17 protein-coding genes are annotated in these 20,124 nt (G+C 36.1%); 9 read left to right on the top strand and 8 right to left on the bottom strand.

The features are described from left to right. Positions 1-68: 68 nt before the first annotated feature. Both rpiB and rnr read left to right on the top strand, forming a co-directional pair. Positions 69-500, top strand: coding sequence for a ribose 5-phosphate isomerase B (gene rpiB, locus GXW81_RS01620; protein ID WP_004920632.1), 432 nt, complete (start codon positions 69-71; stop codon positions 498-500). Between the two features lie 65 nt (positions 501-565). Next, positions 566-2,731 carry a ribonuclease R gene (gene rnr, locus GXW81_RS01615; protein WP_161530913.1) on the top strand — a complete coding sequence of 722 codons (2,166 nt, stop codon included), beginning with the start codon at positions 566-568 and terminating at the stop codon, positions 2,729-2,731. 77 nt (positions 2,732-2,808) lie between these two features. Here rnr and GXW81_RS10460 read toward each other — a convergent pair whose 3' ends face one another. From GXW81_RS10460 to GXW81_RS01595, 4 genes are all read right to left on the bottom strand, one after another. Further along, positions 2,809-3,213 carry a hypothetical protein gene (locus GXW81_RS10460; protein ID WP_260393525.1) on the bottom strand — a complete coding sequence of 135 codons (405 nt, stop codon included), beginning with the start codon at positions 3,211-3,213 and terminating at the stop codon, positions 2,809-2,811. Between the two features lie 225 nt (positions 3,214-3,438). Then, positions 3,439-4,182, bottom strand: coding sequence for a 3-oxoacyl-[acyl-carrier-protein] reductase (gene fabG / locus GXW81_RS01605; protein ID WP_161530912.1), 744 nt, complete (start codon positions 4,180-4,182; stop codon positions 3,439-3,441). A 45-nt stretch (positions 4,183-4,227) separates the two neighbouring features. Beyond that, positions 4,228-4,902: a 16S rRNA (cytidine(1402)-2'-O)-methyltransferase gene (gene rsmI, locus GXW81_RS01600; RefSeq protein ID WP_161530911.1), complete on the bottom strand. Its 675-nt coding sequence runs from the start codon at positions 4,900-4,902 to the stop codon at positions 4,228-4,230. Positions 4,903-4,905: 3 nt separating this feature from the next. Beyond that, on the bottom strand, positions 4,906-5,760 hold the full coding sequence (locus tag GXW81_RS01595) for a hypothetical protein (RefSeq protein WP_161530910.1): 855 nt from the start codon (positions 5,758-5,760) through the stop codon (positions 4,906-4,908). Positions 5,761-5,823: 63 nt separating this feature from the next. On the opposite strand from GXW81_RS01595, the gene GXW81_RS01590 reads away from it, so the two are divergent. Then, entirely contained in the window at positions 5,824-6,411 is a 588-nt protein-coding gene (locus GXW81_RS01590) for a thymidine kinase (RefSeq protein WP_004920607.1), read from the top strand. 6 nt (positions 6,412-6,417) lie between these two features. Beyond that, entirely contained in the window at positions 6,418-8,862 is a 2,445-nt protein-coding gene (locus tag GXW81_RS01585) for a bifunctional UDP-N-acetylmuramoyl-tripeptide:D-alanyl-D-alanine ligase/alanine racemase (protein ID WP_161530909.1), read from the top strand. Between the two features lie 3 nt (positions 8,863-8,865). Here GXW81_RS01585 and GXW81_RS01580 read toward each other — a convergent pair whose 3' ends face one another. The 3 genes from GXW81_RS01580 to GXW81_RS01570 are packed head-to-tail and all read right to left on the bottom strand — an operon-like array spanning position 8,866 to position 13,178. After that, entirely contained in the window at positions 8,866-10,173 is a 1,308-nt protein-coding gene (locus GXW81_RS01580) for a GDSL-type esterase/lipase family protein (RefSeq protein WP_161530908.1), read from the bottom strand. A gap of 9 nt (positions 10,174-10,182) precedes the next feature. Continuing rightward, entirely contained in the window at positions 10,183-11,841 is a 1,659-nt protein-coding gene (locus tag GXW81_RS01575) for an MBOAT family protein (protein ID WP_161530907.1), read from the bottom strand. Continuing rightward, positions 11,841-13,178 (bottom strand): hypothetical protein, encoded by a 1,338-nt coding sequence (locus GXW81_RS01570; protein WP_161530906.1) that lies wholly within the window; start codon positions 13,176-13,178, stop codon positions 11,841-11,843. The genes GXW81_RS01575 and GXW81_RS01570 overlap by 1 nt, the downstream gene beginning before the upstream one ends. A gap of 184 nt (positions 13,179-13,362) precedes the next feature. Between GXW81_RS01570 and GXW81_RS01565 the strand changes: the two genes are divergently transcribed. From GXW81_RS01565 to GXW81_RS01545, 5 genes are all read left to right on the top strand, one after another. Then, positions 13,363-13,836 carry a glucosaminidase domain-containing protein gene (locus GXW81_RS01565; protein WP_161530905.1) on the top strand — a complete coding sequence of 158 codons (474 nt, stop codon included), beginning with the start codon at positions 13,363-13,365 and terminating at the stop codon, positions 13,834-13,836. Positions 13,837-14,004: 168 nt separating this feature from the next. After that, positions 14,005-15,657, top strand: a complete 1,653-nt coding sequence (locus GXW81_RS01560) for an ABC transporter ATP-binding protein (protein ID WP_161530904.1) — start codon at positions 14,005-14,007, stop codon at positions 15,655-15,657. A gap of 10 nt (positions 15,658-15,667) precedes the next feature. After that, positions 15,668-16,972 (top strand): HlyD family secretion protein, encoded by a 1,305-nt coding sequence (locus GXW81_RS01555; RefSeq protein ID WP_161530903.1) that lies wholly within the window; start codon positions 15,668-15,670, stop codon positions 16,970-16,972. Then, complete coding sequence (locus tag GXW81_RS01550) at positions 16,953-18,362, top strand: TolC family protein (protein WP_161530902.1); 1,410 nt, start codon at positions 16,953-16,955, stop codon at positions 18,360-18,362. Before GXW81_RS01555 ends, GXW81_RS01550 begins: the two co-directional genes overlap by 20 nt. Before the next feature lie 14 nt (positions 18,363-18,376). Next, entirely contained in the window at positions 18,377-19,015 is a 639-nt protein-coding gene (locus tag GXW81_RS01545; protein ID WP_161530901.1) for an MBL fold metallo-hydrolase, read from the top strand. Positions 19,016-19,733: 718 nt separating this feature from the next. On the opposite strand, the gene GXW81_RS01540 is transcribed toward GXW81_RS01545, so the two are convergent. After that, the gene (locus GXW81_RS01540) at positions 19,734-20,120 is read right to left on the bottom strand and encodes an HU family DNA-binding protein (protein ID WP_161530900.1); all 387 of its coding nucleotides are present in this window, start codon (positions 20,118-20,120) and stop codon (positions 19,734-19,736) included. Positions 20,121-20,124 lie beyond the last annotated feature (4 nt).

Raw genomic sequence — 20,124 nt, 5'->3', positions numbered from 1 at the left:
ATAAATTCATAAGTTTTCATTTTTAAATGCTATTTTTGTGGATAGTCTAATGAAAATTTAATTTAAAAATGAAAAAAATTGCTATCGCTTGCGACCACGCTGGGTTTGAATACAAAGAGTTTATCAAAAAAGAATTAGCCAACGAGTACCAAATTACCGACTTTGGCACAAATTCTGCTGACTCCGTAGACTATCCAGATTTTGTACATCCTGCAGCGAGTTCTGTAGAAAACGGTGAAAACGAAATGGGCATACTTATTTGTGGTAGTGGGCAAGGTGTACAGCTTACTGCTAACAAACACCAAGGCATTAGATGTGCGTTGTGTTGGATGCCAGAGCTCGGAGCCTTAGCTAGACAACATAACAATTGCAATATGGTAGCCGTTCCTGCTCGTTTTATTTCAAAAGAACTGGCACTAGAAATCATCAAAACATTTTTAAATACTGAGTTTGAAGGAGGGAGACACCAAAATAGAGTGTCCAAAATAGCGTTTTGCTAAAGTCTAACAAAATTTACCATCACGCCCCTCTAACAAATTCTTAATCATAAAAAATACATATCAAAATGGCAAAGAAAAAAAAATACATATCAAAAAAAAATGAGGGAAAACTAAAGGATTTAGGAAGACAAATCCTTAGTTTTATGAACAAGCAATCTGCTAAAATATATAATTACAAACAGATAGCTGATGGTATAGACTACAAAAACCCTCGCCAAAGAGAGCAAGTTATACAAGCTTTACACAAACTATTAGCGGACGAAAGAATAAAAGAAGTAGAAAAGGGTAAATACATTATCGACCTTAAAATAAAAGATACCCTAACGGGAATTATAGATTTTAACCACTCTGGCAATGCGTATGTAAGAGTAGAAGGTTTAGAGGAGGATATTTTCATTCATTCTAAAAATGTAAAAGATGCCTTACAAGGAGACAAAGTTCTTATCGTAACCTATCATTTCAAATCAAAAAAGCTAGAAGGTTCTGTAATAGAAGTTCTAGAGAGAAACCGAGAGGAATTTGTGGGAACTTTCGAGTTTATAAAACATAAAGATTTTGGATTCGTTGTTTGTGATAAAAAGCAAATCAACACGGATATTTTTGTACCACGAAACAAAATCAACGGAGCTAAAGACGGCGATAAAGTAGTGGTAAAAATGGTAGAATGGAACCCTACCGAAAAGAATCCACACGGAGAAATCATTAAAGTATTAGGGACTCCTGGTAGCCACGAGACTGAGATACATTCTATCTTAGCGGAATATGGACTTCCTTATGCTTTCCCAGAAGAAGTAGAGCAAGAAGCAGATGCCATAGACCGAGAAATAAGAGACGACGAGGTTAAGAAAAGATGGGATATGAGAGGTATTTGCACCTTTACCATAGACCCAAAAGATGCTAAAGACTTTGACGATGCTCTTTCCATAAGAAAGTTAGAAAACGGAAACTGGGAAATCGGGGTACATATTGCCGATGTGTCCCATTATGTTGTTCCCAACACATTGCTAGACCAAGAAGCCTATCAGAGAGCCACTTCTGTCTATTTGGTAGACAGAGTAGTACCTATGCTTCCTGAAGTACTTAGTAATGAGGTTTGTTCACTTCGTCCTAACGAGGACAAATATACCTTCTCTGCTGTATTTGAACTCAATGATAAGGCAGAAATAAAGAAACAATGGTTCGGACGCACCGTAATACACTCCGACAGAAGGTTTACCTACGAAGAAGCTCAAGAGCGAATAGAGACAGGTAAAGGAGATTTAGCCAATGAAATTTTAACCTTAGACAGACTCGCTAAAATCCTTAGAGAAGAGCGTATTAGAAAAGGAGCTATTACTTTTGACCGAAGTGAAGTTAGATTTAACCTAGATGAAAACAACGAACCTCTAGGCGTTTATTTCAAGGTAAGCAAGGACTCCAATCATCTTATAGAAGAGTTTATGCTCCTCGCCAACAGGAAAGTATCTGAGTTTATTTCTCTTAACGAAAAAGGAAGCCCTACTGGCAAAACCTTTATTTATAGAGTACACGACGACCCAGACCCTACCAAATTAGAAGCATTAAGAGATTTTGTAGCTACTTTTGGTTATAAAATGAACCTTGCTAACTCTCAAAAGGTGGCAGAAAGTATGAACGAACTTCTAAAATCCGTTAAAGGTAAAGGTGAAGAAAACATGATTGAAACTCTAGCAATGCGTTCTATGAGTAAGGCCGTTTATTCTACCGAGCCAATAGGACACTATGGTTTAGGGTTTGAGTATTATACCCACTTTACTTCTCCTATCCGCCGTTACCCCGACCTTATAGCCCACCGACTATTACAGCATTATCTAGACCAAGGCAAATCTCCCGACAAAGCAGAATACGAAGAAAAATCTAAACACTGTTCTGCAATGGAACGCCTAGCTGCAGATGCCGAAAGAGATTCTATTAAATTTATGCAAGTTAAGTTTATGGAGAAACATCTTGGCGAAGTATTTACCGGCGTTATTTCTGGCGTCGCTGAATTTGGCTTCTGGGTTCAAATCCCAGAGAATGGTGCAGAAGGCTTAATAAAACTAAGAGATTTGATGGACGATTCTTATCAGTACGATGCCAAAATTCATGCGGTCTATGGTAGTAGAACAGGCAATAGTTATCAACTAGGGGATACCGTTAAAATTAAAGTGATGAAAGCAAATCTCATCCAAAAACAATTGAATTTTAAAATTATAGAAAAAGCTGAAAACTAATTTTAATACTAAAGGGTTATCTCCGATAATAAGATAACCCTTTTTTATTTTAAAGATATTCCGAGTTTCTTGCACGGCTATTTTTTAAGCAGTATAAACTTAGCTAGTCTATTACCCACCAATTCCTCTTTGTACAAACCAAAATCTCTGATTTCGTATTTTTCTACATCATTACAGATTTTTCCTTTGGCATAGGCTTCGTTATGGTTCACACTATCTATAATGAATTTTCTATCCAAACATTCTAAAAGTATAAAATTTCCTTCTTGCCTCCATTTTCCTGTGGTAATTTGAGCACACGAGGTTAATATATAAGTGCCATCTTGTTTCAGCTCGAGATTAAGGTCTAGCACAAAACTGCCATACCTCACTTTATTGAAATAACTATTCTTAGGCGAGGCATATTCTCCAATTACCGACTGCTCAAATTTGCTTGGCGAAGTACAACTAAGTATTGTGAATAATAGTATAATAAACTTCATAAACCAAAATATATCAAACACTTTCACCCACAAATATAATAATTATCACTTCTAATTAACTATAGCGTGAGAGCGAAGGGCATTGTGGGAGCTCATTTTACGATAAAGGTTCGGAGCAAGGCTCCGAACCTTTATCGTAAAATAGCGACTGCCCGAAGACCGACCCTAGCCTAGGGTAAAGCTAAGGAGAGGGGCACGCCCAAAATTTATTTACAAAATAACTTTCTAAGTAAGCATTCCGCCATCTACATTAAGCACCTGCCCCGTAACATAGCTTGATAGCTCGCTACCTAGAAATACGCACGCATTCGCTACATCTTCTGGCTGACCTCCTCTTTTCAACGGAATGGTTTCTCTCCAACCTTGCACTGTTTTTTCGTCTAGTGCTGCCGTCATTTCGGTTTCTATAAACCCTGGAGCGATGGCGTTGCAACGGATATTTCTAGAGCCTAATTCTAACGCAATAGATTTAGTAAAACCGATTACCCCAGCTTTAGAGGCTGCATAATTCGCCTGACCTGCATTTCCTTTGATACCCACCACGGAAGTCATGTTGATGATAGAACCTCCCCTTGCTTTCATCATCGGTTTGATAACGGCTTTGGTTAGGTTGAACACCGAATCTAAATTAACCTTGATAATGGTATCCCAATCTTCTTTAGACATACGCAACATGAGGTTGTCTTTGGTAATCCCTGCATTATTAACCAAAATATCTATTTTACCAAATTCTGCTAAAACTTCTTCTACGAGCTTTTGAGAACCTTCGTAATCCGAAGCATCGCTTTGGTAAGCCTTAGCTTTGGTTATCTTATTAAGTTCTGTCTCTAGAGCTTGTGCCTTATCCACAGACCCCGCATAAGTGAATGCTACCTGTGCTCCTTGTGCTGCAAAAATCTCGGCAATACCTTTTCCTATACCTCTGGTAGCTCCTGTAATGAGAGCTACTTTTCCTTCTAATAATCTCATATATAATTTTATTTTTTGTTTCTAGTCAAAAGTAATGATATTTTTCTAAATGCTATTATTGATAACTAAAACGATTTCTCCCTTTAAAGTTTTAGATTGAGAAAATGCAATTAGTTCATCTATACTACCTCTCTTGGTCTCTTCAAATTTCTTGGAAATCTCTCTACTGAGGCTCACCCTAGTATGTTCTCCAAAAAAAGTTTTAATTTGTTCTAATGTGGTGTTAATTTTATGTGGACTTTCGTACAATACTACTGTTCTTTTTTCCTCTGCTAATTGCTTGAGTTTAGTTTGCCTTCCTTTTTTAGGTGGAAGAAAACCCGCGAATACAAATTCATTATTAGGCAAACCAGACACTACCAAAGCGGGGACAAGTGCTGTTGCTCCTGGCAGACAAATCATTTCTATATCATTGTCAGCACAGGCTTTTGCTAAAAGATAACCAGGGTCTGATATACCTGGCGTTCCTGCATCCGTTATCAAAGCGATATTCACGCCGTTTTGTAAGTCTTGTATCACTTTATCAGTCGCCTGATGTTCGTTGTGTAAATGGTAAGATTTTAGTGGTTTGGCTATCTCGTAATGTTTCAGCAATACTCCCGAAGTTCGGGTATCTTCACAGAGAATATAATCTACCTCTTTGAGTGTTTTAATCGCCCTAAAAGTGATATCCTCTAAATTCCCAACAGGCGTAGGAACAAAATATAAAGTACCTGACATATACTACAAGAATTTATTCTCTACCAACGCCCACAACCTCTGAGCGTACTCATCTACCTTGCCCCAATTTCTTTCGTAATAAACATCACTCAGGTATTCTCTAGCTTGTTCTATATTATCAAAAGAATTCAATTTTTTGATAACTTCATTCATATCTACTTGGCTATTATCAAACAACACCTTTAGGAAAGCTAGTCGGTCGTTAAAATCAAGTTTAAAATCTTGTCTAGGTTTACTTGGTGTTGCCAAAGGTTCTACCTCCTCTGGAACCGCCGTTTCTTGTTTTGGTTCTGTAATAGTTTCTTCATCAAATAAAGACTGCACCGAAAGCCCCTTAATATGTGCTAACTTTATTTTTTTATCTTGCTCTTCGGATATTTCCTCTGCTGTTTCTTGATTTTCCTCTTGTTGCTCTTCTACTCCTTGTGTCTCGGTATTTGCTATTGGCTCTTCTTGTATTGGTTCTAACTCCAATACTTCAAGTTCTTCTTCCTTGGCATTAGCAAATTCAAACTTTAATTCTTCTACGACTTCAGTAGAGACTGGTGTTTCTATTTCTAACTCTACTTCGTGTAACTCCTCTACTTCTATATGATGATTAGTTTCATCTACTACAACAGGTAACTCTTCAAAAACAGTTTTTTCTTCTTGATTATCATCAATTTTATTAACCTCATTTAAACTTAATTCTACCTCATAATCTTTAAGTTTTTTGAGAAAAATAAGATTCTCATAGAGAGAAGATACCAAGTTTTCTTTTTCTAAAAAATCTTTGGAATTATTTATTGCTGATAGTTTATCTAACAAGGCTTTACATTCTTCCCACACTTTTTCTTCCGTATAATTGAAGTTTACCATAATGTTTCGTTATTAAAAAATCCTTAATTTTGGGGTGCTTTATTTTTACGGCTAAAATAACAAATGTTTTTAGAAAATACAATCAATCACGCAAAACAAAGTGGATGGATGGAGGTCATCTGCGGTTCTATGTTCTCTGGAAAGACTGAGGAACTCATTCGTAGGCTTCGTAGGGCAGAAATGGCAGGACTTAATGTCGAGATTTTTAAACCTAAACTAGATACCCGATATTCCGAGGAAGATGTAGTTTCCCATAACAGAAATAAAATAAGAAGTACAGCGGTAGATACGCCCAACGAAATCTTATTACTAGGTTCTAATTGTGATGTGGTAGGCATAGATGAAGCTCAGTTTTTTGACCAAGGCATCGTAGAAGTAGCCAACCAACTAGCAAACAACGGTGTAAGAGTGGTAATTGCGGGGCTTGACATGGATTTTAAAGGCAGACCTTTCGGACCTATGCCCTATCTTATGGCAACGGCAGAATATGTTACCAAAGTACACGCCATATGTAAAAGAACAGGCAACCTCGCTAATTACTCTATGAGAACCTCTACTAGCCAAGATTTAGTAGAACTAGGTGAAACCGAAAGCTACGAGGCTGTAAGCAGACGCGTTTTTGTAGATGAGTTTTTAAATAAGAAATCCTAACAGCTTATGAACTACACCGCGAAGCAAATTGCCGAAATCACAGGAGCAAAACTTATTGGTGATGGAGACAAAATGATTAAGCATTTTGCCTTTGATAGCCGTATTATCTACTCTCCTAAAAACACAGGATTCGTAGCTATTAAAACCAAAAAAAATAACGGCGAAAAATATATTGCTTCCGCGGTAGAAAAGGGCATAGACCTCATTGTTTCGGAACATAAAACTTTGGATAACGACCAACTCTCGTGGCTCATTGTAGATGACACAGTAAAATTTTTACAAAAATTAGCCCATCTACATCTTAAATCTCACGATATACAAACCATTGGGATTACAGGTAGCAACGGCAAAACCATCGTTAAAGAATGGCTCTACCAATGCCTATCCGAAGACATTAGATGCGTTAAAAGCCCAAAGAGTTTTAACTCTCAAATTGGTCTGCCTTTATCTCTCTTAAATATAAAACCAGAACACAAAGTAGGGATTTTTGAAGTGGGAATCTCCGAACCCAATGAAATGAAAACTCTAGAAACAATTTTCTCACCGGAAATAGGCGTTTTAACTCACATTGGCTCAGCTCATATTTCTAATTTTAAATCTGAAGAGCATCTTGTAGATGAGAAAATAAGTCTTTTTAAAGATTCTGAAAGCATCATATTTAATGGAGATAACACTCTAGTTAATAATAAAATAAATACATTATATTCAAGTAAGCATTTAACATCATACGGATTTAATAAGAGTAACAATATTCACATTTCTTCGAATTGGAAAGACCGGCAACAACCCATTACTGTTCAATGCTTTGATAAATCTTTCTCTTTCCCAGCTCAGCAAAGAGACGAGGCTACTTTATCCAACGTGTTAGCCATCATAGCCGTGATGCATCTGTTGGGATTCTCTACAGAGAAAATGATAGAAAAAATTAACAATCTAAAAGCGGTGGAAATGAGGCTAGAAAGCGTTAATGGCATTAAAAACAACCTCATCATCAACGATTCTTTTAATCTAGATTTAGACTCTCTCAAAATCGCTTTTGAATTTATTAAAAGTTACCAAAAACCTAAAAAGTCTTTAATCATTACTGATTTTACAGAAAAATCGGACGCAGACAATCTATACCAAGAAGTCGCAAGTCTCATCAATGAGCAAAACTTTAATAAAGTTTTTTTAATTGGAGAGGAAATCAGCCAATACCAACATCTTTTAAATACTGAAAGCTTTAGTTTCAATACTACCAATGATTTATTTAATAATCAAGACTTTAAAGATTTAGAAAATGAGCTTATTCTCCTCAAAGGAGCAAGAAAGTTTGAAATAGAGCAAGTAAAAACCTACCTAGAACTACAAAAGCACGATACGGTACTAGAGGTCAATCTAAACAACCTACTCCACAACATCAATGTTCATAAATCATTGCTAAAACCCGAAACTAAAATCATGGCAATGGTTAAAGCTTACTCTTATGGACTAGGTGGTTACGAAATAGCAGAGTTTCTACAACATCACCATATAGATTATTTAGGCGTTGCTGTTGCAGACGAAGGTGTAGAACTTCGTAAAAACGGAATTACGGTTCCCATCGTGGTAATGAACCCAGAGCAACATAGCTATAATACCATTATAGAATACAATCTAGAGCCTAATATATACAGCTTCAGAGTTTTAGAACTATTCCACAAACAACTAAAACAAAACGGCTACGAGGGAAGATATCCTATACATATCAAGCTAGAGACAGGAATGCATCGTCTTGGTTTTAAAGAAGATGAGATAGACCAATTAAAAGACTACTTAAACCAAATGAATGTAAAGGTAGAAAGTATTTTCAGCCATCTTTCTAGTTCTGACATTCCTCAAGAAAAAGACTATACCTTGGCACAATGCCAAAAATTTGATAGACTTTCACAAAACATCATCAAAGACCTAAACTATAAAACACTAAGGCATATTCTCAATTCTGCAGGGATCACTAATTACACAGATTATCAAATGGATATGGTAAGAATTGGTATCGGTATGATGGGGATTTCTGCCTCACCCGAAATTCAGTCTTTATTAAATCCTGTAGTTGCATTCAAATCTGTTATTTCTCAAATTTCGGAAATCCAACCTAACGATAGTGTAAGCTACGGCAGACGCTACAAAGCCTCTAAAAGCACAAGGATAGCCACCATACCTGTGGGCTATGCGGACGGCGTTCCTCGACTGTTAAGCAATGGCGTGGGCTATATTGGTATTAAAAATACCTTATGCCCTATTGTAGGCAGTGTTTGTATGGATATGATGATGGTGGACATTTCTGACCTCCCTGCCAAAGAAGGTGACGAAGTGATTATCTTCTACGAAAGACCTTCTCTAGAAGATTTTGCAATGTATTCACAAACGATACCTTACGAAGTACTTACCTCTATTTCTAGACGAGTGAAAAGAGTTTATATTAAAGATTAACTCTTAAAACAATGCTTTTAGAGCTTCGTAAATCTTTTGTGCTTGCTTTTCGTAACCTGTTTTCAAAAAGTGCACGCCGTCTTTATTAGCATCTTTATTGTTCAGTGCTTTTTGAAAATAGCCTCTTCCGCCCAACGCTTTATTCAAATCGTAAAACGCTACTTTTTCTTGAGTAGCAACTTGAGCAATCCACTTAGTGATAAGTTCTGCTTTATCACCTTTCAGTTTATTGTCTGGTGGTGATATTAACAAGATTGGGAGCTGCGTGTCTTTTCTTAGCTCGGAAATAAGATTTATTGCATTTCGCTTAAACTCTTCCTCACCTATAGCTCCTAAAGACTCATTAGTACCCAAAGCTATAATCGCAATATCTGGTTGAATCGACTTTAACTGTTGCAACTGTAACGGATATTTTAAAAAATCAGCATAGGTAGCTCCATTAACGCCTACCGTATTAAATACAACCCCTTTGGTATTGTTATTCAAAAATTGAAAGCCATAGAAAACATTACCATTTTTAACATTAGTTTTCAACAAAAGGCGAGTATTTGGTTCAGACAAATTCACGACTGTATTTAGTTCATAAAAGATAGACTTTGATAAACTTTTTAGCTGATTTTCAAAGGAAAAGTCATAACTAATCCCTACTTGCTCCACAGAATAGGACTGATTAGCAATAGGCTTTTTGGATTGATTGAGCTGATTTAACCTTGTGGTGGTGGTATAGAATTTAGAAGCTATCTCTGGGAATGTATCCTCTGTTTTTACGATATAAGGGAATACTTTTTTATCCTTTTTTATAAAACTCTTTAAACTTTCGTTAGATTTCATTAACTCAAAAGGCTCTCCCTTCATTATACTATCATTGAATATAACTACCTTAGTGAATGCATCTTCAGGTCTAAGATTTATTTCCAAAATAGAAGATTCTTTATTCCCAATCACAAATCCTGAAGCTCCTATTTTCGGAAAAATATCTTGTTCGTAAACCAATCTAAAGTTCTCCCAAGTTGTATTACTATACGCCAATATATCTTCTGGTCCATTAGAATTAGCTACCGCATAGGGAAACACCAAACCTCGCCCTGCATTGCCATATTCTTCTTGAAATTTATTACGAAGATATCCTGTGAGCCAATCGGCTTGTATATGCGAATCGCCGATAAATAAAATCTGTGTTACGGCTTCATTTTGTTTCAGTTTGGTTACAAAAGGTTCTAAATTTTCAGCATTGGTTATTTGAGCGTTTACCCCAAACCATATTGAAACAGCACACAAAAAGTATAAAAAACGATTTTTATTTTTACTCATTTTCTGTCTTTAAAATTGTAAATAAATCGGCATTACCTGCTCCGAGGATTTAAAAAAGCCATAAAGCAACAGAAAGCAGAAAAACACCATTATATAAAACACCAAAGGAATTGTTTTGGTCTTGTCTAACAACTTATCTACCAACCCATCAGGTATTAGATGAATGAGCATCGCAAAGCCAATCATCCAAAGCACTTCTTGATAATTTTCATAGAAAGGCATAAATACCGAAACATCAAAGTTATAGAAAATTTGGGATAACATCGCCTTTGCTATTTCAAAGTCTGCCGCCTTAAAAAACACCCAACCAAAACATACGAAATGGAAAGTTACCAGCCCCATAATTACCTTATAAACAAAGGTATTATTAACCTTTTTAAGAGCTTTGCCTGTAAGTAACATCCATATTTTATGAATACCCAAACCTACTCCGTGAATGGCTCCCCAAATAATAAAGTTCCAACTTGCTCCGTGCCAAAATCCACCTAAAAGCATTGTAGTCAATAGATTAAAGTTAGCCGCAATCCCCTTAGAATCTCGAGTAATGAGTGCAGGTAGCAAAAAGATGAGTAACATCGTTGCGGATAATCCACCGGAATAAGCATAAGATAAGTGAAACAAATTCACTCCCATTAGAAATACTCCTACCAAAAACAACGAAACAAATAGAAACGATGCTACGGAAAACTTACGATTACCTCCCAATGGGATATAAAGATAGTCTTTAAGCCAAGAGGAAAGGGACATATGCCAACGTCTCCAGAACTCTGTGATATTTTTACTTTGATAAGGCGATAGGAAATTCGGTGGGATTTTAAAGCCTAACCACAAGGCTATTCCTATGGCAATATCACTATATCCGCTAAAATCACAATAGATAACCATCGCGTAGCCATAGACCGCAAAAAGGTTTTCTAACCCTGTATGCAGTGCAGGATTATCAAAGACATAGTCTACAAAATTTAGCGTGATAAAATCTGAAATGATTAGTTTTTTTATCAATCCAGAAATAATCAGATAAAAGCCTTTAGCAAAGTCTTTCTCGGAAATTATATAAGGCTCGTTGATTTGTGGTACAAAATCGTGAGCTCTTACAATAGGCCCCATCATCAGTTTTGGGAAAAATGCCAAAAACAAAAGGTAATCTGAAAATTTGGTAGCTGGTTTAAAATCGCCTCTGTAAACATCTATGGTATAACTAAGGTTTTCAAAAGTATAAAAAGAAATTCCTATAGGAAGTAAAATATTTAGTGGATGAAAATCAGTATTAAGCCATTCATTAGAAATGCTAATAAAGAAATTGGTGTACTTAAAGTAAAACAACATTCCTAAATTGAATATAATACTAAGAACAAGTAAACCCGTTTTAGCCGACTTCTGTTTCGCTTTGTAAATAGCATTGGACAAGAAAAAATCAACAATAGCAGACAAAATCACCAGCCCAACAAACCAACCACTGGCTTTGTAAAAAAAGTATAAAGAAAACAAGCAAAATACATAACGCCTTGCTTGGTGGTGATGCCTTAAAGCAAAGAATAAAAGTATAAATAATGAGAAAAAGTAAACGAAAAAACCGTTGTTAAATAAGAGCGGACTTTTACTATCGTATAAAAATTGCTTCCCAAAAGCAGCCCAATCAAAGGACGCTAAAAACTGCTCCACATTCATTATTTATCTCTTTTTCTATTTTTTTGATAATCTTTCATGATAGCTTCATATAGCTTTTGCCCCAATATCTCTGCTCCTTTAGCATTAGGGTGTATATAATCTTTGTTTGCTAATGGCGGTGTAGCATTTGCCCATTTAACAATACTATTTTCGCCACCCATAGTTGCAAAATTATTATAGAAAGCCATATTGTACTTTAAAGCGAGTTCTGCCTGAAGTTTTAGCAAATTAGGCAATCCCACCGCTGTTTTGTATTCCCCATTATACCTAAAGGCTCTATCGGCACTACCTATTAACATAAACTCGGTATTAGGCATCTCTTTTTTCAGCTTTTCTAATACTGGAGACATCATTTTCTCATAATATTCATAATCGGTATCATTTGGGCGAAACATTAAATTCACCCCATATTGAAGAATCACCAAATCATAAGGATTATTCTTCTGAACCGCATTGTACATTTCTTTATCTATCTTACCAAGCTCAATCCCAGTAATCCCTCTAAACGAGAAGTTATCTACAATAACACCATTTTCAGACTCAAAACTAATCCCAAATAAAGGCAAAGAACTTGTTTTAGACTGTACTGATACTTTATTATTGTTATCATTAGAAAGCACCATACGATTGACCTCATCTATTCCAAACAACACTAATGGAGTGCCGTTGGCGACTATAGCAGCATCATTGATTTTCCCAAACAGCAACGCCTTGGTTACTACATCGGTACTTTGTATCGTTTTATCCTCGTAGGAACCCATGCCTAATCCTTCGAACCTATGCCCCGATAAATAGAGGTTGCTCGCTCCTTTAATCATAAAATGAGTGTCTTTCCAGCCTTTTCCAGATACTACTGCAGTCGTTCTGAACCCAGCAACATTAGAGTACATTGGCACAAAGCCGACTCCTTTACCTCCAAACTCGGCTTGTAAAAGTTTTCTTAAAGTCTGCGTCATGAGATCTCCCTCTATCATACTGTCCCCAAAGAATGCAATTCTTACTTTGCCTTTCTTCTGTTTCTTTAGGTTTTCCAATTTTTCCACAAACTTAGCCAGCACAGGTTGAGGTGAATTAGTTAAAAAATTGGTAATTAAATCTGGCTTTTGATATAAATCAAATTGCACGGTTTGCTCAACAGGAAGAGACGAAAGAGTTTCTTTTTTTTGTTCATTAACTTTTTCTATCTCTGCTGACCGAAATAACTCCGAAACCAAGTTTATATTATCTAACGGACGCCAGTGGAAGTTCATCATCTTCATAACCAATGAAGCCGACAAATAGATTACAAAACTTGAAAGGACTAATCTAAAAACTCTATAATTCTTGTTTGATTTCAAGGTATATTCTTCTTAAAAAAACGTCGCTAAAGTAATGCTTTTTTTAATCACTCCACAACATAAAATAAGAATATTTTCACTAAAAATCATAAACTTTTTCTCTAACCTAAAAATGTTATTTTTTGTTAAAAATCACCCTCTTATAATTTTGATTTGTAAATTTGCCCACAAATTATTTATAATTATGAAACAACACACTTCTTATATTAGAACTATTATTGTTGGTGTATTACTGTGTCTATTCTCATTTCCTATGAAGGCACAAGCTACACATCAGTACATTAAAAGCAACAAAAATTTGGTAACTGAGTTATCAAAAAAGTATGAAATTCCTGCCTCCGTAATTATGTCCATCGCATTTGTAGAAACTGGTGGAGGTAGCTGCAAAAACTCAAAGCAACTCAACAACCATTTTGGGATTGTAGGTAAAAATCATCAAAAAGCCTCTAAGTACAAACAATTCAGTTCTAAAGAGGAGAGCTTTGATGCCTTTTGTAAAATGCTAACGCGAAAAAAATACTATTCAGACTTAAAAGGGAAAAACGACTTCTCTCTTTGGGTAAAAACCATTGCTAACAACGGTTATTCTACCCAACCTAAAGAATGGATTCGTAGAATAACGCTTGTGTATAACAAGTTTAATCTATCAGATCTTTAAAAGACTTCTAAATTCTAATTATTTTATTTGGTAATTTATTGGCTAAGACATATATTAGCCACTTGATTTTTAATTAAAATAACAAACAAAAACATCCGAATTATTATTTTTAGGATGTTTTTTTATAAATGAGTCTTTAATTTTTATTAAAAATAAATAAAGTAGTTTATGAATAAAAAACTAAACGAACTATTACTCAACCTAATAAAGCTAGAAAGGAAGGATATCGTCAATATTTATTTATATGGTATCCTTAGCGGACTGGTATATTTGAGTATTCCTCTAGGTATACAAGCCATTATTAGCTATGCTTTCGGAGCCACTATGGTTACTTCTATCTATCTATTGATTGCGTTTGTAGTGTTAGGCACTTGGCTGACTGGCTACTTCCAAATAAAGGTAATGATGATTATAGAGAAAATCCAACAAAAGATATTTGTAGATTATACTTTCAAAATCGCTAAAAGATTACCCGATATAGATCTCTATTCGGTGAACAATTATCATCTTCCTGAGCTTATCAATCGTTTTTTTGATACACAGAATTTACAAAAATCATTCTCCAAAATGCTATTGAGCATTCCTACATCTATTATACAGATTATTTTTGGAGTTATACTATTATCTCTCTATCATGTTTGGTTTTTGGTTTTTGGTATTTTTCTCATCATAGGCATTGTTGTTTTATTTAAACTTACAATGAAACAGGGTATAGAAACCAGCCTCAAAGAAAGCGATAGCAAATATCATCTAGCAGCTTGGCTGGAGGATTTATCATCAGCAATTAAGATATTTAAAGTAAGTTCTAACTCAAATATTCATTTAGAAGAAACTGATAAAAGGGTATTGCCATATTTAGACTATCGTACACAGCATTTTCATGTTCTAAAATTCCAGTACAAATTAGTTATATTTTTTAAGGTTATCATTACACTAGTAATGTTGTCTATTGGTGTGTATTTACTCATCAACCAAAAACTGAACATTGGTGCATTTATGGCAGTAGAAATTGTTATTTTACTACTATTAAGCGCAGTAGAAAAACTAATAAAAAGTTTAGAAAGTTATTATGACACCATTACAGCCCTAGCAAAGCTAGATAAAATCACCGAATTAAAGACGGAAAACAGCGGTAAACACAACATCTACCATAATAGCAATACTGGAGTTGATATTAGCTTCAATAGAGTCAACTATTCCTTTGATGGCAAAACCAATAAACTAGAAAATATAAACTTTGATGTTACAGCTAATGGAATTACCGTAATTTCTGGAGACACCGCTTCTGGCAAGAGCTTACTTCTTAATCTAATAGCAGGTTTTTATATTCCTACTCAAGGGAATATTTTCATCAATGGTGTAGGAATAGAAAACATCGACATGAATATCTACCGAAGCAAACTAGGGCTAATGATAGACGAACGAGGTATTTTTAAAGGAACTATTTTTGAAAACATATCCGTAGGCAATGAAAATATAAAACTAGATGATGTAGTCGCATTGGCAAAAGAAATAGGTATAGATAGCCATTACTTCTCAAACGACTTACTTAGTGTAGTTAATGATGTTAATTATCAGCTCCCTTACAGTACCAAAAAAATCATTATGCTTCTAAGAGCCTTAATTGGAGATAAAAAATTAGTGCTTCTAAAAGAGCCATTAGAAGGCTTAGGCGAGAACATTAAACCTAAACTGATAGAATATATCCAAAAAACAGCCCAGCACAGAACCTATATTATCATCTCTCAAGATAAAGATTTGATTAAAACAAGCCAACATCATTTATCTATGAATAAAGGGAAACTAGAAGTCATAAAATAAAAATGCAAAGATGAACTATAAATCTCACGATAAAATCTACCGAATACACAAAAAAACTAACATCAAAAAATGGTTTTTTATTGGGCTTGGCATTCTGCTTTTATTACTATTACTTCCATGGACACAGAATATCCATACCAATGGCTATGTAAGTGGGCTTTACCAAGAGCAGAGACCCCAAAGCATACAATCTCCAATACCTGGGAAAATCATACATTGGTATGTAAAAAACGGTGACCAAGTAAAAAAAGGAGACACTCTTCTTAGAATTTCCGAAATAAAGGAAGACTATATGGACCCTCTATTGGTGCAAAGAGCGGAAGACCAAATCAATGCGAAAGACAATGTAAGAGATTACTATTCTGCAAAAATAAAAACCATTGGAGGACAGCTAGATGCCATGAATGCTGCTAGAGAACTCAAACTGAACCAAATCAGAATAAAACTGCAACAGCTCAACTTTAAAATCAATGCAACCAATGCTGAACTTCAAGCCGCCAACAATGAGTTTAGAATGGCAGAAGACCAGTACAGAAGACAAGAAGAAATGTACAAACAAGGGCTTGTCTCTTTAACAGATTTCCAAAGGAGAAATGTATCTTACCAAAATGCCCTAGCAAAGAAAAATAGTATAGAAAACAAACTTGCCGAAGCTCAGCAAGAAATCCTTTCTCTACAAGTAGAGCAGAACGCGACTATACAAGACTATAACGAAAAAATAAGCAAACTAGAAGGCGAGCGTTTCCAAAGTATGGGACAGGTAGCAGGAAGCGATGGCGAAATAGCCAAACTACAAACCCAAGTTACCAACTATAAAGTAAGACAGGGGCAGTACTACATTATTGCTACTCAAGACGGACAAATTACCCAGCTCAGCAAAACAGGGATTGGCGAGATTATAAAAGAGGGCGAAAATATCGGAATCATTGTACCAAAATCGGTAAAATACGCCGTAGAATTTTATGTATCTCCAGTAGATTTACCGCTATTACAGGAAGGGCAAAAGATACGCTGTACCTTTGATGGCTTTCCTGCCATTGTATTCTCTGGGTGGCCCAACTCAAGCTATGGGACTTTCCCTGGTAAAATAATCGCCGTAGAAAACAATATTTCCCAAAACGGAATGTTCAAAGTAGTAGTGGTAGAAAGTGGCGATAAAAAGTGGCCGCCAAACATCAAAATGGGAGCAGGTTCAAAGGGTATTATTCTTCTAAACGATGTACCTATCTGGTACGAAATATGGCGTAATATTAACGGCTTCCCTCCTGATTACTACATCGCAAACAAACAAAAAGATGAAAAAAATAAAAAATAAAATACCATATCTTGTTTTTTGGGTTTTCTCCTATTGCTTGTCTGCACAAGGAGATAGCCTCTCGTTTTCATTAGACGAATATCTCTCCGCCGTATCTACGCATCATCCTGTTATCAAAAGATACCGCTATGGCAAAGAAATAGCTAAAAACGAAATTTTAAAAGCCAAAGGAAATTTTGACCCTATATTATCAGGAGCTTTAGGACAAAAAAACATTGATAATACCATCTATTATGATAAAAAAGGGCTTGAAGTAGATATTCCACTATGGTACGGAATGAATGTAGTAGGTGGCGTGAGCAACGTCTCTGGAAAAAAGCTAGACAACAGCACAACCTCTGGTGAGCTATACAATGTAGGTGTTAATATCCCTTTAGGCAAAGGGCTTGTTTATGATAAAAGAAGAGCCGTTTTGCACCAAGCCGAAGCCTTGTATAAAATGACCGAAGCCGAACAACCCCCCCTCATCAACGAGATATTGGTAGATGCCGAAAATATGTATTGGGAGTGGGTAAAGCAATATCAAATCATTACCGTTTATAAAGAAAGACTCAATATAAGCGAGGAAAGGTTAGAAATGATAAAAAAATCTTATGACTATGGCGAAATGGCGTCCATAGGCGTAACCGAAGCCGAAACTCTGTATCAAGAATTTCTACTAGGTTATCAGCAAGCATCATTAGATTATAAAAACACTATGGAACAGCTTGAGCTTTTTCTCTGGAAAGATAACCAATCGGTAACATTACCTCCGTCTGTATATCCGCTAGAGGTATTTAGTTCAGAAAAAGTAGCAGACTACCCTATGATGAAAAACTATATAGAGGAAAACCTTAGTTCGCAACATAGAGCCCTAAAGTACTATCTACACAAAGATGAGTTTCTAAATGTAGAGAAAAAATTAAAGTGGCAGAGCTTCCTCCCGAAGATAGACTTCAGCTATAATCTCTTTAATAAACCTAGCAAACCTGCCGAAGTATTCCCTCTATTTAATAATAATTTCCAATACGGTCTCAAGCTGGAAGTCCCTATTTTTATGAGAGAGGCTAGAGCAGACTATGAAATCATTAAACTAAAAAAACTCCAAAACGAGGAAGATTTGAAAATGAAAAAACAAGAACTCTTTACCAAGTTAGAAGTTTACAAGAATGATTTTGAAGGCTACACCAAACAGCTAGAACTCTACAAAGAGTATTACGACAACTATAATAAACTGGTAAAAGGAGAAGAGATTAAATTTAAAAACGGAGAAAGTTCATTATTTATACTCAACTCTAGAGAGTCTAAACTTTTGGATATCCAAAAGAAAATTTACAACACCGAAAACAAAATTATGAAATCCTATAACGGGGTTAAGCTATTCCAAATGAATATGAATACCCAACCCTAAAAACAATCTTCATTATGCTTAGTATCAAAACATTTACCTTCAATCCCTTTTCAGAAAACACCTATGTGGTTTATAACGAAGATAGACAAGCCTTCATTATAGACCCAGGTAGTTTTACCGCAAACGAAACTTTAGCGTTATCCGAATTTATAACCTCACAGAACTTAACGGTTAAAAACATTCTGCTCACACACGCCCATATAGACCATATCGCAGGGCTACAATGGGCGTTTGACACCTATCAAGTACCTGTGCTGATGCATCAGCTAGACCAAGAGCTTTTGGATAGAGCACCTCTTACCGCAAGGCAGTATGGGTTTAATATGTTACCCTTTGTAGGGCAAATCACCTTTATAGACGAAGGCGAAACACTCCACCTAGGAACGGATACTCTACACCTATTACACACGCCTGGGCATTCGCCCGGGAGCATTAGCTTCTACCACAAGGAGCAAAATTGGGTAATTTCTGGCGATGTACTTTTCCAAGGTAGCATTGGCAGAACCGATTTATATAAAGGCAATTACGAACAACTTATTGAAAGCATCAAAACTAAGCTACTCACCTTACCACCAAATACCCAAGTCTATAGCGGACACGGAGCGAGTACCAATATCGGTTTTGAACAACAATACAATCCGTTTTTAAAGTAACTCCTTAAAACGCCACAAAACCTATGGTGGTTTCAATAAAGCTTAACGCAGTAGTTCGGCGGAATCAAAAGGACAAATATATACATCTATCCCCCTTCTTTTGTCTTGAAACAAAAGAAGCAAAAATTCAAGGTTGTGGTGGCTATGCCTAAAAAATACTCACAAAGGCTAAAAGTTTTAAAACTCGCCCCAACTCGCTACCCAACGCCTGCTCAAACAGTAAAACTTTTTTAACGGCTGCCGAGCAAAGGTAAGTTTAGGGAATGACCCCGTAGCGGTATTGGGAGCGACAGCTTCCAAATAGCAGGGGGCAATCCCGTGCCAAAGGCAAACCTACCTTTGCTCTTGAACTTTTGGTACTTTTGTTTCAAGACAAAAGTACAGATATAAACATACACAGCACTTCTGCTTTACCCCCACTACCAATGCTCATACAAAGACACATTGAAATTATTAAAAATCCGCCTTAGTTTATGTAAAAACCTAGCTAGGTTTCCACCAAAACATCACTAGGTTTTGGGCAAAACATAAGTATCTTTTAGGTAAAAAGCAACTATGCTTTGTAACACCTATAGCTAGGGGCTTTCCGAAGATAAACTAAGTTAGCTAAAAAACCTGCGCAGGTTTCACCCAAAACCACAGCAGGTTTTATACAAAACTACCGCAAGTTTCTCTTGAAACCTGCGGTAGTTTTTTTAAGGCGTATAGATAGGACGGTTTACTTCGTTTTTTCAAAGCCTGCCGCCTTCATACTATCTAGTATGCGTTTCCCTGGGCGATAGTTTACACCTACCGATTTAATAAGACTTTGGTTAAAGTCTTTCTCTGTTGCCGCACCGCCACTGCTTAGGGTAGGATAGAGTGTCCCCAACTTCTCCAAACGGACGATTTTGCTATCCGCCAAAGCATTTTGTATCACATTCTCTAGAGCGATAATCACCGCCTTAATGTCTGCCTCACTTAGAGCAGAAAACTTCTCGATTTGTTTGGTAAGGTCGTCTATACCTATCTCGCCGTCTGTGGTAGCGTTAGCATACCACTTTTTGTTACCGCCACCACTTACACCAGGCTGACCTCTTTCAATGACTTTAAATTTAATTGACATAATT

The organism is Riemerella anatipestifer, from assembly GCF_009932355.1.
In the GTDB taxonomy this organism is placed as follows: Bacteria; Bacteroidota; Bacteroidia; order Flavobacteriales; family Weeksellaceae; genus Riemerella; species Riemerella anatipestifer_E.
The sequence above is the reverse complement of the archived record's forward strand: the minus strand, read 5'-3'. Positions and strand labels throughout refer to the sequence as shown.